Annotated in this window: 16 protein-coding genes; 1 reads left to right on the forward strand and 15 read right to left on the reverse strand. The window is 63.6% G+C overall.

Annotated features, from left to right (window positions below):
- Positions 1 to 82 precede the first annotated feature (82 nt).
- Positions 83 to 2068: a hypothetical protein gene (locus tag S4A8_RS00400; protein ID WP_353218584.1), complete on the forward strand. Its 1986-nt coding sequence runs from the start codon at positions 83 to 85 to the stop codon at positions 2066 to 2068.
- Positions 2069 to 2179: 111 nt separating this feature from the next.
- On the opposite strand, the gene S4A8_RS00405 is transcribed toward S4A8_RS00400, so the two are convergent.
- From S4A8_RS00405 to S4A8_RS00475, 15 genes are all read right to left on the reverse strand, one after another.
- A complete protein-coding gene (locus tag S4A8_RS00405) occupies positions 2180 to 3406 on the reverse strand; it encodes an ATP-grasp domain-containing protein (RefSeq protein WP_353177204.1) in 1227 nt (408 codons plus the stop codon).
- 127 nt (positions 3407 to 3533) lie between these two features.
- On the reverse strand, positions 3534 to 4910 hold the full coding sequence (locus S4A8_RS00410) for an ATP-binding protein (RefSeq protein ID WP_353218585.1): 1377 nt from the start codon (positions 4908 to 4910) through the stop codon (positions 3534 to 3536).
- Complete coding sequence (locus S4A8_RS00415; protein ID WP_353218586.1) at positions 4907 to 5593, reverse strand: response regulator; 687 nt, start codon at positions 5591 to 5593, stop codon at positions 4907 to 4909. Before S4A8_RS00415 ends, S4A8_RS00410 begins: the two co-directional genes overlap by 4 nt.
- Positions 5577 to 6236 carry a tetratricopeptide repeat protein gene (locus tag S4A8_RS00420; protein ID WP_353218587.1) on the reverse strand — a complete coding sequence of 220 codons (660 nt, stop codon included), beginning with the start codon at positions 6234 to 6236 and terminating at the stop codon, positions 5577 to 5579. The genes S4A8_RS00415 and S4A8_RS00420 overlap by 17 nt, the downstream gene beginning before the upstream one ends.
- On the reverse strand, positions 6233 to 7060 hold the full coding sequence (locus S4A8_RS00425) for an SDR family oxidoreductase (RefSeq protein ID WP_353218588.1): 828 nt from the start codon (positions 7058 to 7060) through the stop codon (positions 6233 to 6235). The genes S4A8_RS00420 and S4A8_RS00425 overlap by 4 nt, the downstream gene beginning before the upstream one ends.
- The gene (locus S4A8_RS00430; protein WP_353218589.1) at positions 7057 to 7728 is read right to left on the reverse strand and encodes an iron-containing redox enzyme family protein; all 672 of its coding nucleotides are present in this window, start codon (positions 7726 to 7728) and stop codon (positions 7057 to 7059) included. The genes S4A8_RS00425 and S4A8_RS00430 overlap by 4 nt, the downstream gene beginning before the upstream one ends.
- Before the next feature lie 4 nt (positions 7729 to 7732).
- Positions 7733 to 9223, reverse strand: a complete 1491-nt coding sequence (locus S4A8_RS00435; protein WP_353218590.1) for an AMP-binding protein — start codon at positions 9221 to 9223, stop codon at positions 7733 to 7735.
- Positions 9217 to 9822 (reverse strand): thermostable hemolysin, encoded by a 606-nt coding sequence (locus S4A8_RS00440; protein ID WP_353218591.1) that lies wholly within the window; start codon positions 9820 to 9822, stop codon positions 9217 to 9219. The genes S4A8_RS00435 and S4A8_RS00440 overlap by 7 nt, the downstream gene beginning before the upstream one ends.
- A gap of 106 nt (positions 9823 to 9928) precedes the next feature.
- Positions 9929 to 10870 carry an ROK family protein gene (locus S4A8_RS00445; RefSeq protein ID WP_353218592.1) on the reverse strand — a complete coding sequence of 314 codons (942 nt, stop codon included), beginning with the start codon at positions 10868 to 10870 and terminating at the stop codon, positions 9929 to 9931.
- A gap of 1262 nt (positions 10871 to 12132) precedes the next feature.
- Entirely contained in the window at positions 12133 to 12999 is an 867-nt protein-coding gene (locus S4A8_RS00450; protein ID WP_353218593.1) for an NAD-dependent protein deacetylase, read from the reverse strand.
- Entirely contained in the window at positions 12996 to 13637 is a 642-nt protein-coding gene (locus S4A8_RS00455; RefSeq protein ID WP_353218594.1) for an HAD-IA family hydrolase, read from the reverse strand. Before S4A8_RS00455 ends, S4A8_RS00450 begins: the two co-directional genes overlap by 4 nt.
- A 214-nt stretch (positions 13638 to 13851) precedes the next feature.
- Positions 13852 to 14121 (reverse strand): acyl-CoA-binding protein, encoded by a 270-nt coding sequence (locus S4A8_RS00460; RefSeq protein WP_353177183.1) that lies wholly within the window; start codon positions 14119 to 14121, stop codon positions 13852 to 13854.
- Between the two features lie 209 nt (positions 14122 to 14330).
- Positions 14331 to 14855 (reverse strand): dihydrofolate reductase, encoded by a 525-nt coding sequence (locus S4A8_RS00465; RefSeq protein ID WP_353218595.1) that lies wholly within the window; start codon positions 14853 to 14855, stop codon positions 14331 to 14333.
- 57 nt (positions 14856 to 14912) lie between these two features.
- Positions 14913 to 16454 (reverse strand): sensor histidine kinase, encoded by a 1542-nt coding sequence (locus S4A8_RS00470; RefSeq protein WP_353218596.1) that lies wholly within the window; start codon positions 16452 to 16454, stop codon positions 14913 to 14915.
- 108 nt (positions 16455 to 16562) lie between these two features.
- A complete protein-coding gene (locus S4A8_RS00475; RefSeq protein WP_353177179.1) occupies positions 16563 to 18284 on the reverse strand; it encodes a putative bifunctional diguanylate cyclase/phosphodiesterase in 1722 nt (573 codons plus the stop codon).
- Between the last annotated feature and the right edge of the window lie 35 nt (positions 18285 to 18319).

Consider the following 18319-nt stretch of genomic DNA (forward strand, 5'->3'; position numbering starts at 1 on the left):
CCGAACCGCACGCCAGAACGACCAACGCCGGAGCCCGTGCCCGATGGCCCGTCAAGGCCATCCGTTCACTGGAGGGCGATCCATGGCCCAGGTCACAGTGGGCAGCCTGAGCGATCCAGGCCGCCTCGCAGAAGATTTCGAACAGGTACTCGAACGCCTGGAAGCCGCGCGTTCCTTTGGCAAGGCGATGCAGCAGCAGCAACTGCTCGCCCGTGCCCAAAAACTGCTCAGAAGCCGCGAAGGCGTGGGTCATCTCTATGCCTATGCGCCGCGCTTCGATGCTGCGGGCGTATTCGCCAATGGCGACTGGGAAAACCCGGAAGCGCTCCAGCCCGCGCTGGTCAGCACCACCCTGCGCGCCGGCGGTGTCAACGCCACGCTGGAATGCCTGAGCGAACTGCGCATGCTGGCCATTGCCGAGCAGCTTACAGACGCCCAGAGCATGACGCCCGACCAGGCCCGGCGTTTTCTGCAACAGATTCTGGCCAGCAATCTCGATCTGCTTTTCCCGGTGGCCACCGAAGAAACCCGCGAAGCCGATCCCGCGGCCGCCGAGCGCGTCAAGAACCTGTTCGAATTCATCCTCGATCGCCTGGGGGCATCGGCGATTCTGGATGCGCTGGTCTACGAAGCCGAGCGCGTACTGCTGCAACGCCCGATCATGGTTCAACGCGTCGAGGCGCTGCTGCGCGCAGCCGATCGCGCCACCACCGAACTCCCCGACGACGACCCGTCCGTCGCGCGTGCACGCGAATGGATGCACGCGCTCAACGGCCCGACGCCGCTATCGCGTATCGGCACGCGCGAGGATTATGCGGCCGCGCTCGAACAACTGGATATCAACGCCCTGGCCGAAGAGGCCAACAATTTCGGCCAGGCCATGGCCCGTACCGGGCTGGTATCCGCCCAGCATGCCGACCTGTTGCGGCATCTGGTCGATAATGCCCCGGAACTGGTTGGCCCGGCGCTAGCCCTCAACGCCGTCGGCAAGGTCAGTCTCGGCGCCCATCAGACGCTCATATCGGACATCATCCGTTTCGCCATCTGGCGCGAAACCGCGCGCTCGATCTACGGCCTGTCGAAACTGCTCGAACAGGGCATGACCTTCATTCGCCCGGTACTGCCGGGGCTGCGCCGTCTGATGGTGCTGGCCATTCATCCAACCGTGGCCGAAAACCTGCGCGCAGCCAGCGAGTGGCAGGATCCGCCCGATGCCAACGTGCTACTGCTTGCCGGTACGCTGTCGGTACTGGGCCAGCCGCGCGGCGTCGACCAGGGCCACAATCCGACCTGTCAGGCCGCACGTGCGATCAGCCTGTGGGCACAGAACGATGTCGGCTATCTGCTGGAGCTGATCGCCTTCGCCGCCCGCGAGAACGAACTGCTCATGCATTTCGAAGGCCAGACCATTCGTTCCAGCGAGCTGTCGTTCGGCCTGGCTACCACCCTGCATACCGAGCTCGACCCGGTCTCACTGCTGCTCACCCCGCATCTCGACCGTATCTATATGGAAATGAGTCGGCGCACCATCGGGCGTGAAGGCGATGGCCACCGCTGGGTCAACCCGGAACTGCACGGCTGGTGGGTACACCGCGGGTTTGGCGAACTGCTGGATACGGCCACCGGCGATGTGCATGGTTTCGACGCATTCGTGCGCGATTTCTATGCCTCCTACCATCCGCTCTACAACGGCGGTCGGGATCTGGTCTATGCCCAGCCCTGCGGTATCGCCACCACCAACTTCAACGCCGAACTCGTCGGCTGGCATGCCATTTCCATTCAGCGTGTGGCCTACGATCCGGCCGGCGAGTGGCGCGTGTATTTCTTCAATCCCAACCGCGACAAGGGTCAGAACTGGGGCCAGGACATCGTCACCTCGACGCACAGCCACGGCGAGCTCGAAGGCGAATCCTCGCTGCCGTTCGAACAATTCACCTCGCGGTTGTATGTCTATCACTACAAGAACCGCGAAATCGGCGATGCCGAGGCCGTGCCCGACGAAGCGGTCGCCCGCATCCGTAGCCTGGTCGCCGAGGGCTGGGCCGCTGGCCGCGGCTGGCAGGACTAGGCTTTAGCCGGGCTCGAGACCGCGGATCACGCACATGAAAAAGGCCGCATCGGTTAACCGATGCGGCCTTTCTGATTATGCGGCACAACGGCCGCAAGCCATCAGGCGCGACTAGACATAGAAGTCCAGTTCTTCCTGATGCTTGAGCAGATCACGCAACTGATGCGGATTGTCGCCAAAGAAGAACACCAGCCCCCAATGGGTACCGAAGGCGGTGCGCTTGGTGACCGTATCCTGCAACGGTGCAGTCAGCTCGTGGAAATCGAAGTACGGATGCTCTTCGGTTTCCTTCGGGATTTCGAGCTTGCTGACCACACGCTTGCGCGGATACACGCCAAAGCAGCCGGCATAACCCTTGGCATCCTTGACCGGCTCGGGGAAGAACGCGTCGATCTCGTCCTGCTTGGTCTTCGGATCCATGACCAGGATCGTGGCCTGATAGGCGTTGAAGCCGTAGGCACGCTCGATCAGCTCGAAGGCCTTGAAGCCCGGCGGGCGATAGGCGACTTCACCGAAGTACATGGTGCCATCGGAGGTCACGAAGTACTCGGGGTGGATCTGGCCGAACTTGATATCGAAGGTCTTGATGAGCTTCTCGATCTGTTCGGTGATCGCGTTACGCCAGCTCTCCAGCTCCGGCGTGGCCGGCACAAATACCGAGTAACCCAGGGTCACGTACTCGGAGATGTTCAGGAACTGGATCTTGCCGTCCCAGATCCAGGCTTCGACCGCGAATTCCCAGCCATCGAGATGGCTTTCCATGAGCAGCGGATATTCGCTGTCCGGAATGGAATCGATCTCTTCGGCCGACTTGATCATGCGATGACCCAGACAGCCGGCCTTGTCAAAGGCCTTGAGATGGATCGGATCTTCCGGGTCACCGTCGAGCTTGAGCAACGTCTGGTTCACGCGCTTGAAGAAACGATAGACGTCGTCCTTTTCGTGCGCTTCCTCGAAAATGCCCACGCGAATGCCGCCGAGCTGGGCACGGCGTTTCATCAGTGCCTTGTCACGGAACAGTACCGCCTGACCGTGCAGGCGCGGGTTGTCCATGAGCACCGAGTTGATGGCGCCGGCCCATTCCACCGTTTCCTCGAACAGCGGAATGGCGACGTCGACGCCCTCTTCCTTGAGCTTTTCCGCGATTTCCATCGAGCGGTCGTTCAAACGCTCGAAATTCCACGGAATATACGGGATATCATGTTGTTTACAGTAGTCTTCTGCCCAATCCGGGGCGACGACTACATAGCGCCGATCAAAACGATCCGCCGCTTCGACTGCGCCTAGCGACCAACCCAGCAGGGCCACATAGCCCTTTTCGGGATTCTTCTCGGCCATAACCACTCCTCTTGGAGAAAATACCCTATTGACTCTAGCATAGTAACTTGTGAGTCCAAGCCGGCGGCGCCCGGTTTCATGCCGTCTTAAGGCGGATACGCACGCACAAACCGCCCATACCGTCGCGTTAAAGAAGTTCCAGCTCAGCCCCGTGCTGCTCGGCAATTCGCGCGCAGATCGCCAGGCCTAGACCGCTGCCCTGCCGGTTCGAACTCAGCCGGCCGAAGCGCGCCATGGCCGCGGCCCGCTGGCTTGCCGGAATGCCCGGCCCTTCATCCTCGATAAGCAGGGTCGGGCGCCCCGCCGCCAGGAGCGCCCGAATATGTACGGTGCCACCGGTGGGCGAATGGCGGATCGCGTTATCGATGAGATTGCGCAGCATCAAACCGAGTAAGCCGGCTTCGGCGCGAACCGCGGGTATGCCTGGCTCTGCCTCGAGCGACAGCGATATACCCGCCCGTTCGGCCAGTGGCGCCATCAGCGCGGCTTCTTCGCGAAGCAGCGGCGCCAGCGCCGTGGGCTTGAGGGCGACCGCGACCTCGTTGGATTCGATACGGGCCAGTGTCAGCAACTGTGACGCCAGATGCGAGCCCCGATTACTGGCCTGGAGCAGGCGATCGAGACTGCGCGCGCGTGCTTCGGGATCGGTTTCCGTAGCCAGGGATTCGGCATGCAGCTGAATCGCTGCCAGTGGCGTACGCAACTCGTGGGCGGCCTCGTCGAGGAAGCGGCGTTCGCGCGACCATGCACGCTGCAAACGCGCGAACAGCGAATCCAGCGCCGTGACGATCGGTCGCAAGTCGCGCGGCGCGCGAATCGCAAGCGGGCCGAGATCGCTTTCGTTGCGTGCCCGGATGGTCTCGGTGAGCCGTGACAGCGGCCGCAAGCCCAGGCCGACCACAAGCCAGACGAGCAACGCCATCAAAGGCATGCCGTACAGACTCTTCTGGACGGTTTTCCAGGCAATGCGACCTTCCAGTTCGCCGCGGATATCCTCGCGCTGGCCAACCTGCAAAGTACCATCGGACTGAGCCAGCGGCAGCACGAACACGCGCCATGCACGCCCACTCAGGCGCACCGTGTCGTAGCCCTGCTCGATACGGGTGAACGGCGCCTGGGGCGCACTCAGCGTCTTCGCCTGTATCCGGCCCTGGGCATCGAGCAGTTGAAAAGCCAGCTTGCTTTCATACTCGTGTCCGGTGGCCGCGATTTCTGCGCCTTCGTGCTGATCCTCGGCCTCGTCTTGTTCGTCGTAGTCGCCCATGCCCTGCCAGCCGTGACGCTTGAGCGACTCGCGCAATACCGATGCCGACTCTGGCGTGCCCGCGGCGAGCAGGCCCTCCAGCACGCGTGCGGACTGGGCCAACTGGGCATCGAAGATTTCGTTGATTTCGTGGCGGGCCGCGGTATAGCTCGACGATAGCAGCGCGGCGTTCATGCCGAGCATGACCACGATCAGCCCGATCAGCAGCCGTGCGCGAATCGATCCGGGCAGCAGGCTCACGAAGCCTCGGGCACCATGTAACCGACCCCGCGCACGGTACGAATCAACCCGTGCGGCAACTTGCGTCGCAACGCATGGATATGCACCTGGATCGCGTTGCTCTCGATATCGGTATTCCAGCCGTAGACCGCGGCTTCGAGATGATCCGAGGTCAGCACCCGCCCTTCGTTGCGTAGCAGTTCGGCCAGCAGCGCGAATTGGCGCCGGCTCAACGCCACCCGTGCGCCGTCGACACGTGTTTCCCAGGACGCCGTATCCAGTTCGACCGTGCCGTGACTGAGCCGGTGACTGGCCTGCCCTACGCCACGGCGAATCGCCGCGCGTACACGGGCCAGCAGCTCCTGGAGGGCGAACGGCTTGAGCACATAGTCATCGGCACCGGCATCGAGTCCACGTACACGCTCGTCGAGCGCATCACGCGCACTCAGGATCACCACCGGTATCGCATAGCCGTCACGTCGGATTCGCTTGAGCAGGGTGACGCCGTCGATATCCGGCAGGCCCAGATCGAGCACGATCGCCGCAAACTCGTGCGCGGCGAGCGCCGCCAGCGCGCTGGCGGCATCAGCCGCGGTCACGATGCGATAATGCGCCTGGCGCAGACCGCTATCCAGGCCGGCACGCAGCGATTCGTCGTCCTCGATGACCAGGACGGCCGGTACCGGATCAGTGGCCGTGGCCAATGCGTGCCTCCACGTCGTCGCGCAGCGCACGAATCTCGTCCCGGCGACCGGCATCGGCAAGCGGGCGCTCCGGCCGTTTCGGGGCTGCCAGCGCCCGGTCGAGATACGGCAGTGCGCCGCGATAGTCCGCTTTTTCCTCGGCAAGGTACTGGGCATAGAAATAATTGGGATCGATCCCGTCCGGGTTGATCGCCAATGCCTGTTTCAGATGCGCCTCGGCCTTGTCGTCACTGCCGAAGCCGATCGGCCAGCCCGGCACCTTGTAGTAAAGCACACCCAGACTGGTATACGCGGAGCCCGCCAGCGCCTGCGAATCGATATCAATGGCCTGTTCGTAGTCCTTGCGGGCGCGTTTGACCAGGCCCAGTGCCCCCAGACCACCCTGCGCGCCCGCCTGGCTGGAAAGAATGATGCCGTCCCAGATCAGCGGCTCGGCGCGGTTTGGATAGTCGGCAACCAGCTCTGCAGCGCGCTGCTCGAGCGCTTCGAACGCCTTAGCCTGGGCATCGTCGCCCTGGACCTCGTAATTCACATGCGCCCAGTCATGCTGCAGATCGAGCAGCCGGGCATCCATCGTGTCAGCCGCACTGGCGGCCAACGGCAACCACAGGGCCAGCAAGACCCCGATCAACATCTTTTTCATGAATCACCTCGAACCGACTCTGTCGGCAGATACGTCAATCGGGACCGAATGAGGGGCAACTGCTTGCGCAGTGCACCGTCGACCACACCGGGTGCCATACGGTTCACCCGGGCGAAGAACCGCTCGGGCCAGCCAATGCTGCGCTCTGCACGCGGGCTGCGAATCATCGCGGCCACGGCATCGGCAATGCGTGCCGGCGGGTCCACCTTCATGTTCATGGCCGTATGCAGCGCGCGAATACGGCTGTCGTTCAACCCGGTATCGACCGCCCGTGGCGACAGCAGCGCCACGCGCAGGCCCGTATCGGCATATTCGCGGCGCAGGGCTTCGGCGAAACCGCGCAGCGCGAACTTGGTGGCGCTGTAGGCCACAAAGCCCGGATAGCCGAGCGTGCCGAAACCCGAACCCATGAACAGTAATAGCGTCTCGCGCTGGCCCTGCAGCGCGGGTAACAAGGCACGGGTAAGCTGCATCGGCGCGCTGATGTTGGTGGCCACGATATTGTCGATCTGATTGTCGTCGAGCGACTCGAACAGCCCGCTCACATTGCGTCCGGCGTTGTGAATGACCACGTTCACCCCGCCCTGCCATTCGCTGGCCAGCGCGGCCAGCTCGTCGCGGTCGGCGGCATGGGTCAGATCGGCCGGCATGATGGCCACTTGAGCGCCGCGCTCACGCAGTACCCGCGCCAGGCGTTCGAGTTCGCTGGCGCGGCGCCCGGTGAGCAGCAATGCCGCGCCTTCGCCCGCCAGGTGCTCGGCGATCGCCTCGCCGATACCACCGGTCGCTCCGGTCAACAGCACGCGTGCCTGTTCGAGCTTCACGAGGCCACCTGCGTGTCGGCCGGCAACGGCAGGGTACGGAACATGTCGCCGTAGAGGGTAAAGACCACACGCGCGGCATGGGTGACCGCGGCCTTGTCCGCCTCGTCGTCGAGCCGGTTCATGAGTTTCTCGAAGAACTTGATATGGTCCTGATCGAGCGAGCCGTGCGTGTTCAGATAGGTCAGTGCCTTGTCGGGCAGGCCGAGTTGTTTGCGGATGATCTCGGCAGCCGGCGTGGCCAGCTGGATGCTCGTGCCCTCGAGCACGTTGACCATGCCGAAAAAGCCGACCGGATTACCGCGGTCGATCACGTGATAGGCATAGCTGACCATCAGCTCGGTGGGTAGTGCGGGCGTGCCATGGCGTACGGCATCGGCATCGCCGCCCATGCGCTCGATATCGCCGAGGATCCATTCCTGATGGCCCATTTCCTCTTCGATGTATTCGCCCAGGGCCTCGCGCAGCCATTCCAGCCGGGCCGGCAACCGCGAACCACAGGCCATGAGCAGCGGCACGGTGTGCTTGACGTGGTGATAAGCCTGGGTCAGAAACGCGATATAGCTCTCGCGCGAGGCGCGGCCATCGAACACCGCCTTGATGATCGGCGCCGAATGCAGGTATGCACGTTCGGCCTCGGTATCTTTTTGTAGCTGATCGTAGAAATTCATGGGGTCAGAGCTCCGTTGATGTTGGACTGGATAGCCTGGGCGCGAGCGCCTGGGCTGTTTCATGAATGCGGCTTTGGTAGTGCTGCCAGATCGCGTCACGGCGTAGCCGCCCGTTCGCCGTGGCCAGGCCATTGGCGGCAGTAAACGGCGCGTCGGCGACGAACCAGCCGCCGATGCGGGCATAACGCGGCAGCTGGGCATTCGCCGTGGCGATCGCGGCTGTCACCGCGGCCAGCTGGGCCGCACCGGGCGCGCCTGGCACGACCACGGCGATGTTCACCGCCATCGCCTCGCCGAAAATCGCCACCTGGCGTAATGCGCTCGTCTGGGCGAGCAACGACTCGGGCCACTCCGGATTGACGTTGCGCCCGAAGCTGGTGGTGAACTGGTTTTTCTTGCGGCCGCGCACATACAGAAAGCCGTCTTCGTCGAAGGCCCCCAGGTCCCCGGTGGCAATCTCGCCGCCCACGACCGGCTCGCCGAGATAGCCAAGCATGGCGTTGCCCGAGACATGGATTTCGCCGTCCTCTGCGATGCGCACCCGCACATGCGGCAACGGCCGGCCCACACTGCCCGCGCGCGTATGGCCCGGCCGGTTCAGGCTGACCACCGACGCGCATTCCGACAGGCCGTAGCCTTCATGCACCGGCAATCCGAGCGCCCGGGCGCGCTCGATTAGCGCAGCGCCGACCTTGCCGCCCCCGACCGCCATGAAGCGCAGGCTCGCCGGCATCGGGGCACCATGTTCACCCATCACCACCAGCGCCTTGAGCAGTTCCGGCAGCACGATGACGCTATCCGGTGCCCAGTAATGCAGACAGGCGAGAAAGCGCTGGGGCTCGAAGCCGCCATCGGCCGTGAAGCCGACTTCGGCGAGCGGCGGCGCGCAGACCGCCGCGCCGATACCCAGGGCCGCATAGCTGCCGGCGACGTTCTCGAGCAAGGTCGCATAGGGCAGTACGCTCAGGTGGCGCCGGATACCCAGCGCTGCCAGCGTGCCGGCCAGCGACTCGGCCAGCCGGGTGGCGCTCGCCGCGCCCAGGCACACGCCTTTCGGGCGGCCGGTACTGCCGGAGGTGAACGTCATTTGCACCGTATCCGGATGCAGCGCAGGCGCCGCCGCGACCTCGCGGGCGAGCACGGTGAAACCGCGATCGCTGCCTACGTGCCGCAGCCCGCTATCCAGACCAGTCAGACGCTGCGGCGTATCGGTGAGCACATGATTGATGCCGGCGTGGGCGATGACGTGTTCAAGCTGGGTGTCGGCAAAGAACGATGGCAGCGCCACGCATACGGCGCCGGCCGCGCGGATGCCCAGATCGGCGGCGATCCACTCGGGGCTGTTGTCGGCCAGCAGCCCGACCACGCGTGCCGCGCGGGCGGTAACAAGCGCGCGCCAGCCATCGATTTCGTCGAGTAGTGCATCACGCTCGAACGACCGCCCGGGCGCTAAAACCGTACAACCCCGGCCCAGCATGTCGGCAACACTCAACATGCCTGGGCCTGGCATGCAGCAGGTAGCGTGCGTGCGGCACTGTCGCCAATCAGGCCGGCATAGACGCGTGGCGCGTGGGCGTAGTAACGGCCCCAGTCGGTATCGGCCGGCATGAGTCTCCCGGGCTCGGCGCTGCCCAGATCGAGCGGGCTCAGGCCCAGGCGGATAAAGCTGTTGACCAGTCCACGCGTGGCCGTAAAGGCCGCCACGCTGTAGCCCGCGCCGTGCAGCCAGGCGATGGCCATGACGATCAGCCGTCGGCCGGCGCCCGCCCAGTCGGCAGCCAGCCCGCCCACTTCGACGATATGAGAACGCACCAACGACGGCCCCAGGCGCCCGCTAATCGCCCGTTCGACGGGCATCTGCAGGTATTGCTCGAGAAAAAGCGGCCCGTCACTGGCGGTACGAAACCCCAGACAGGCACGCAGACCCTGATTGTCGAACAGCGCCAGCTGATGCGGATAGAATTCGGCGACCTGGGCCGAATAATGCAGCGCGTACTGATCGGCGGCGAAGCGTTCCACAACGCTGCGCCCGCAGGTTTGCGGCTGGTAATAGCGCAGCCACGGCCCACGGATCGGTTTCGACCTGCCTGTCATCGCTCGCTCCACGAATAATGAGGATTCGCAGCGAGACTAGGGATCGAAACTTAAGGTTCGCTTATGTATCTACCCGGACGTATTGACCCTGAGGCCGATAAAGTTGTCAGCTGTCCGAGTCCAGCGGCCAGAGACGCGCGGCGCCGCGCACGCCGGAGGCATCGCCGTGGATCGCGGCGACCAGGGGCGTGTCGATATGCTCGGCGAAGGCATGCTGAGCCCAGATCTTGGGGACCTCGCTGTAGAGCCAGCGAATCTGGGAGAGCCCGCCGCCCACGACGATGACATCCGGATCGAGAATATTCACGATCATCGCCATCGCCCGCGCCACGCGTTGCAACCACGCCTTGAGGGTAGCGCCGGCCAAGCGTTCGCCGGCCTCGGCGCGCTCGACGATGGCCCGCGCCGGTATATCGTAGCCGCCGCGGCGTACATGGTCGGCCGTCATGCCCGGCCCGGAAATCCAGGCTTCCAGGCAGCTGTCGAGCCCGCACCAGCAACGCGGCGGCTGGCGTGTTTCCGCCGCCGACGGCCACGGCAGACACACATGGCCCCATTCACCAGCCAGGCCGTTGCGGCCGGTGATCAGCTGTTTGTCGACGACCACCCCACCGCCTACACCGGTGCCCAGAATTACACCAAAGACATTGCGATGCGCAGCGGCCGCGCCGTCACGGGCTTCCGAAAGCGTCAGGCAATCGGCATCGTTGGCCAGGCGCACCGGCCGCGACAGCGCGGCTTCGAGATCAGCGCCGAGCGCACGGCCGTTCAGACACTGGGAATTGGCGTTGCGCAGCCGGCCCGTGCCGGCCACGACACTGCCCGGGGTGCCCACGCCCAGCGGCAATCCGCTGGCGCCGACCTCGGCTTCCAATGCCATGACCAGATCGATGATCGCCTCGAGCGTGGCGTTGTAGCCGTTTTCCGGCGTGTCCACGCGCCGCTCGGCCCGGACTTCGGCTTCGCCATCGAGCACGATACCGGCGATCTTGGTACCCCCGAGGTCGATACCGACACGCAGATTGGGATGGGCGCTGGGCTGGCTCATGTCACGCTCGCGTCACAGTGGCGAACCATACTGTCGATCACGGGACCGGATGACACGACACGCACATTCGGAGATGGATTCATGGTTCGCAAGCAGATCAGATTTGTCGGCTATGTTATCGCGACGCGCCTCGTTGTGGGGGCCGTGCCTTTCGGCAGTGTCGATGCAATGCCGCGCACACCGCGCTAAGCGCCTTTTTGATGAGACATGAAACGCAGCTGGCTATGCGCAAGCAAGCCGTTTGTCCGCCAATGAACGCGAATACACGCGAATAAGGCGAAAGACAGAGCGCTCAAAGGCTGCGAAAGCTGCTGGCCACGCCGCATACAAAAGGCCATCGCAGACGCAGCGCGATATATACGGCTACCGGTAATCGACCCTGCGATGGCTTCGTTCCTTAAGAGCAACCGCAGATTTCGCAGATTACACAGATGAACAAGCGCGGCCCATGCGCCGGACAAAAGCGAACGACCTCGATGGCCTATCTTAGACCCGTGTGATTTGCGTCGATCTGCGGACTTGTCCATCAAGCAAGCAGGTTGTCCGCAAATGAACGCTAATACACGCGAATAAGGCAAAAGTCAGATGGTTTGACGGCCACGTGGGCTGCCGTGCGCGCCGGATGCCCACCTGTTGGCATAACCCATAGCTACCCAACATTTGCGTTCATTGGCGTGCATTCGCGGACCGTTTTCCTTGTCGCAAGACGAAGAGCAACCGCGGATTACACGGATGAACAAGCGCGGCCGGTGCGCCAGCCGAAAGCGAACGACCGCGATGCCTGTCTTCGATCTGTGTGATCTGCGTTGATCTGCGGACCTTGGCTTACCGCTAGTGCCAACCCAGCCAATGCGCCAATGCAGTCGATCGCCCACGACGGCCGAATCAAAAAATCGGCGTAATCTGCGGATAAACGGCTTTGCTCGCGAGCAGGTTGTCCGCCAATGAACGCGAATACACGCGAATGAGGCAAAAGTCAGAAGGCTCGATGGCTAGACGTGCCATTCACGCCGGATGCGTACCTGTTGGCATAACCAGCTACCCAACCTTTGCGTTTATTGGCGTGCATTCTCGGACGGTTTTTTCCTTGTTTGAAGAAGAAAAACCGCAGATGTCGCAGTTTGCGTGTCCAGCGGGGGCACGCGAATAAGGATCACTCGAGGCCGAGTGGCTGGCTGTTCGCGTCGTATGCGCAACCGTATACATGATCAAGAACGCTTTTGAACCGTCGGGCGAAAGGCCGGGCGCCGGCGCCGTTGGTATCAATCGATTGCAGTGCGCAGTAATGCGACGCAATCGGCGTCGAGCTTGTGGGTGATCAGTTCGTCGGCACGCGTGCGTCCATGATTGATCGCCATGATCGGCAGCCCGCGTGCCGCTGCCTCGCGTACGAAACGAAAGCCCGACCACACCATCAACGACGAGCCCACGATGAGCATGGCCTCGGCGCGGGCCAGCCCGGTCCAGGCTCGGGCGACCGTCTTTCGCGGTACCGCCCCGCCGAAAAACACGACGTCCGGTTTGAGAATGCCGCCGCAGACCGGGCAGTCGGGCACCACGAAACGTTGATAGTCGACGTCGCCGAGCTCGATATCGCCGTCCGGGCGAATGGCATCGCTATCGTGCAGCCAGTTGCTATTGCGTTCGACCAGCATCTCCTGCACGCGGTGGCGCGCTAAGCGCGTATCGCAGGCCAGGCAAATCACGCGGTCGAGGCGGCCATGCAGATCGATCACGCTGCGATGGCCCGCTGCCTGATGCAGACCGTCGACGTTCTGGGTCACCAGCGTACCGATATGGCCGGCCGTGGCGAGACGGTAGAGCGCATGATGCGCCGCATTCGGCCGGGCACGGGCCACCGCGGGCCAACCGGCCATGCTGCGTGCCCAGTAGCGCTGGCGTTTGCCGGCCTGGCTGATGAACGCCTGGTGCTGGATCGGTTTTGCCCCCTTCCAGCCGCCATCACGATCGCGATAGTCGGGAATACCCGAACCGGTGCTGATACCCGCGCCGGTAAGCACGAACAGACGCTGGCCGGCGGCCAGGAACTGGCGTAGCGCATCGACCTGATCGGCACGCGGCGCTTCATCGCCATCGCCAGGGGCGCGCAGCGCGTCGGGGATATTCATGCCACCCCCGCCACGCCAAGCGCGGCCAGATCGCGACGCAGAGATTCGATATTCTCGAACCGCAGCGCCTGCCAGCCGGCGGCTTTCGCGCCGTCGACATTGATCTGGCGATCGTCGATGAGCAGACAGGCGCCCGGCTCGGCGTCGAGCGCGTCGGCCACATGGGCGAAACCGCGCCGATCGGGTTTTGCAAAGCCGATTTCCTGCGAGGCGAACGCGCGCTCGAGTACATCGAAGAAACGAAAATGCTGTTGCATGTAACGCCAGTGCACCGCATTGGTATTGCTATAGCAGGCCAGACGATGATGCCGCGCGAGCGTCTGCATGAGCGCGCGCATTGCTTCGTGCTCGCCCAGCAGCATCGCTTCGAGTTCATGGGTGAGCCGGTCGGGCGCGATCGGCTCGACCAGGGTGTGATTGAGCGCGGTATGAAAACCGGCTTCATCGAGTTCGCCGATCTGAAACCGCTCGGCGAGCGAGAACGGCTGGGTAGTAAATCGCTCGCGCAATACCTCGGCCAGATGGCCGCTGCTCGTGCGCGTCTGCTCGGCGAGTTCGGCCAACATTTGCGCAGCGGGTTTAACGTCTACGACCACGCCGCCCAGGTCGAAGACCAACCAATCGATGGAATCGTTCATGGCGCGCAGTTTACGCAAAGCGGGCGAACCCCGATGCGTCGTGGGCGCGATACCCGCGCATCGGGCCGCCCTGCACTAAGCAAAACCCCTGGCCGAATCGGCTCGAATTCGCGCACGGCGTTGGATACGTGCTGCCAAGCCCGGCTCGGCCCGCGCGAGCACGCGGGTCGAGCCATGGACCGTCACCAAGCCTGCATTGCAGCCAGGCGGCGGCTTATTTGTCAGCGTCGAGCAGCGAATTGACCTTGTCGATATAGGCCTGCATCGCGGTATCGGTATCCATGCCTTCGAGCTTGGCCCAGGCGTCGTACTTGGCGCGGCCCTTGAAATCGGTCATGCCGGGGCGCTTGCCTTCGACATCGCCGACCGTGGCTTGTTTGTAATGGGCATACAGGGCGAGCAGGTCGTCGTTCTTGGGTCGCGACGACAGGGTTTCGACATCTTTCTGGGCCTGCTCGAAACGCGACTTGAGGTCTTCTGCCATGGTTTTCTCCTTGGGGCCTGCGGCGGTTGCCGGACATACCGTATCGACGTACACGACTTGCAAAAGCCGCGTCGTGAACGCGGTGTCCCAATGCTACACGAGCCACCGGCCGCGCCGTAGCGCGGATGCGCGACTTCGCGTCGTCGACCATCGTCATGCGCCGGACGACCTGCCGGCGCTGACGAGCGACAGGCTTCGAACGCGGTGTTTCAGACCCGCCGCTGCCAGGTCATGAACCGATGCGCGGGCGTATCGGCGGTGGCGGGTACGTAATCTTCGTAGACCCGCTGCCACTGGGGCCAGTCGATTTCGGGAAACCAGGTGTCGCCGCGATAGGTGGCTTCGATACGGGTCAGCTGCAGCGTATCCGCACGATCGAGGGTGAGTCCGTAGACCTGGGCGCCGCCGATGACCATCAGCTCGCCTGCCCCCTCGGCCGCCGCCAACGCGATCGCCGTGTCGATATCGCCGACGCGCTGTACACCCTCGGCGTAAAAGCCCGCATCACGGGTCAGCACGAGATTGTCTCGCTTGGGTAACGCCCGGCCGATGGATTCGAATGTACGCCGGCCCATGAGAATCGGTTTGTGCAGCGTTTGTTGCTTGAACCAGCGCAAGTCGCCCGGGATATGCCAAGGCATGCCGCCGTCGGCGCCAATCACGCCATTCTGATCCATGGCGGCGATCAGGCTCAGGCGGACATCGGCCGGCGATAGGTCGGTTGCTGCGGACATGGCGTGCTCGGTCAAATTCGAAAAAATGGATAACGCCGGGCCGACACGCGCGGCGGCTCAATCGTGCGCGGCGCTCCCCTGTTCGGGCAGATCTCTGAGCTCCAGAATAAACCGGGTGCCGGTTTCGTCGGTACGCTCGATACGCAGATCGCCGCCGTGGCGACGACAGATCCGCCGGCAGAGCGACAGCCCGATACCGGTGCCATCGGCGTGCGCCGAACCCGCGTCGCGCCGAAATGGCTGAAACGCTTGTTCCGGCGAACCGATACCGCGCGCATTATCCTGATAATACACGATTTTTATACCCGAACCGGTGTGTTCGAGATCGGCTTCGATCCGAATGACCGGTGCCTCGTCGGGGCGTCGGTAACGAATGCTGTTGTCGATGAGATTCTGGAACAGTGCGCGCAGCTGAGCGCCATCACCCCGAATCGCGCCCAGAGGCTTCAATTCGAAGCGGACCTGATGTTCTTCAATCAGCAAGGCCAGGTCATCGCGCACTTCGTCGATGAGCGTATTCAGATCGTGGCGTTCGATCGTGCCCGTACCCGTGTCGATACGTGCCAGGCGCAGCATGCCGCCAATCATGTGCTGCATGCGATCGGCCGCGCCGCGCAGTGCAGCGAGCTGTTGGCGCCCGCTTTCGCTCATACGCGGCGCTTCGCTGGCTTCCAGCTGGCGGGCGTTATGTTGCATCTTGCGCAATGGTTCGCGCAGATCGTGTGCCGCGGCCAGCACGCCGGCCCGATCACTGGCCCGATCCAGCCCCAGGCGCGATTCGCCGCCGGTAGGCTCGGCCGACCGTACGGCATCGCCGGCATCGATGAGCAGGGTAAAGCCGTTCAAACGGCCATCCGCACCGCGTAGCGGTAATACACGCGCCGTACGCGTGGGCATATCGGCCGCCGCGCCGACCGGGCGAACCGCCAGGCTGATGGGCTCGCCCGAACGAACCGCGCGATGGAGCACCACCGGCCAGGCCGGCTCGTCGCGCAGTTCGACACAGGCCTGAATGCCACGCCCGAGGGTGTCTTCGACATCGCAGCCCATCCAGCGTGCCGCGCTTTCGGCCAATCCCGCGATCCGCGCGGCCATATCGATACCGATCCAGGCCGGCTCGTCGCTGGCGCGGGTCAGATTCAGGCGATGCGCAGCCAGCAGATTTTCATTGGCGTTGACCGCATCGGCAGCCCGCCGCGGCCCTGTCGCCCGCAACAGCACGATAAAGCCGATCACATCGTCAGCGGCATCGGTACGTGGCGTCAGATCAATACTGCACAGCCGGCGTTGACCGGTGCGCGTCATCAGCGCGGCCTCGAAACGCGCCCGACCACGGGCACTGGCTTCGAACAGGGCGCGCGGCAGATCGGCTTCGAAACGACGCTCTTCGGGCAACAGGGTTTCCAGCCGCTGGCCTTGGACCTGCGATGCGATATGGCCGAACAGCGCTTCCGCACTGGCGTGCCACATTTCGATCACACCCGCGCTGTCGAGCAGGCACAGCCCCGCGTCCGGCATCTGCTCGAGCAGCAATGCCAGCGCGGCCGTGCCCAGCGAGGCATGCTCTGTTTCCGGGCCGTCACTCGTGGCAGAACTCATGACACACCGCCACATGCGCGCATAGCGCGCTGCTGAGCCGCCGCCCGAGGAACCCTCCCCATCGCGGCGCCCACCGCGCTGCGGCGCGAACTGCGCCGAGCAAAGGCGCTAGTGATAAAGCATGCTGGCGGGCGTTTCTTGCTGGAGCAAGCGGGTGCAATCGGCGACCGGCAAACCCGGTGCATAGAAAAACCCCTGGCCGAACGCGCATTTGTTGTCGACGAGAAACTGGCGCTGATCGCTGGTTTCCACGCCCTCGGCGACCACGCGCAGGCCCAGGCTGGCGCCCAGGGCGATGATCGCCCGCGCCATGGCACGGTCGCGGCTGTTGTCGGATACGCCATGTAAAAAGCTCAAGTCGATCTTGAGTGAATCCACCGGTAGCCGGGTGAGATAGCTCAAGGAGGAATAACCTTTCCCGAAGTCGTCTATAACGACCTGAACCCCCAATCGCTTGAGCTGTTCGACCAGCGGGTTGGTATCGTCCGGGCCGAGAATGAGCGCGTTCTCGGTAAATTCGAGTTCCAGCAGCTGGGCCGGCATGGCCAGCGTCTCGATGAGCTGACGCACCATCGGCAGGAAATCTTCATCGCGGGCATGCTGCGACGAGACATTGACCGCCAGCACGACATCGGCGTCCAGCACACCCGCATCGCGCCAGTTCAGATACTGGCGGCAGGCCGTGGTCAGTGCCCAGCGGGTAAACGCACGGATACAGCCGCGCGATTCGGCCATGGGCACGAATTCTTCCGGCGAAATCGGGCCCAGGCGTGGATGATTCCAGCGGGCCAGCGCCTCAAGGCCCACGACGCGCCCGGAGTCCAGATCGAACTGGGGCTGGTAGACCAGATGCAGTTCGCTGGCCTCGATCGCGGCATGCAGTTCGTTATCCAGGCCGCGACGCGAGCGCGAACGGCCGTCGTTTTCGCCGTCGAACCAGTGCACGGTATCGCGCCCGCCCTGCTTGGCCTGATACATGGCCGCGTCGGCGTTGTTGATCAGCGCATCGGCATCATCGCCATTGGCCGGGTACATCGCCACACCGATGGAAATGGTTACGAAGATGCGGTGGGTATCGATGACGATGGGCTGGCGAAAAGTCTCCAGCACGTCGGCCACGAGTGCTTCGACTTCGCGGCGATCGGGACTGTCGACCACGGCCACGAACTCATCGCCCCCCAGGCGCGCAAGCAACGGATGGGCTGCACAGACCTTGCGAAGACGACTCGCCGAGGTATACAGCGCCCGATCGCCCACGCCATGACCCAGGCTGTCGTTGATCGATTTGAAGCCGTCCAGATCGAAATAGATCACGGCAAACGCATGGCGTTCGGCTTGCGGGCGTTCGAGCATGTATTGCAAGCGCTCGAGCAGCACCGCCCGATTGAAAAGACCGGTCACCTGGTCGTGGCGCGCCAGATAGGTGAATTTTCGCTGATTTTCATAGTGCTGGATCGAGTAGCGGATGGTGCGCTCGAGCAGGGTCGCGTTGAGATCCCCCTTGGGCAGGAACTCTGCAGCCCCGGCTTCCATCACGGCGACATCGATCTCGTAATCGTCGTGGCCGGTGAGCACCACGATCGGCGCATGCAATGCCGCCGCGGCCGGGCTGCGCAGCAGATCCAGACCGGTACGGCCGCCGAGTTCGTAATCGAGCAGGCAGATATCGAAACCGCCCTGGGCGAGCGCCGCGAGGCCTTCGTCATAACTGGCCGCCATGGTCAGCGCATAGCGATGCCGCGGCCCGGAATGCAGCAAATCGGCCAGCAGCGCCCGATCTTCTGGATCGTTGTCGATAACCAGCACGCGTACGGTTCGAGATCGAGACATTGATGCACACACCAGTCAACCAGGCTGGAGCGCAG

Source organism: Salinisphaera sp. S4-8 (assembly GCF_040361235.1).
Lineage (GTDB): Bacteria > Pseudomonadota > Gammaproteobacteria > Nevskiales > Salinisphaeraceae > Salinisphaera.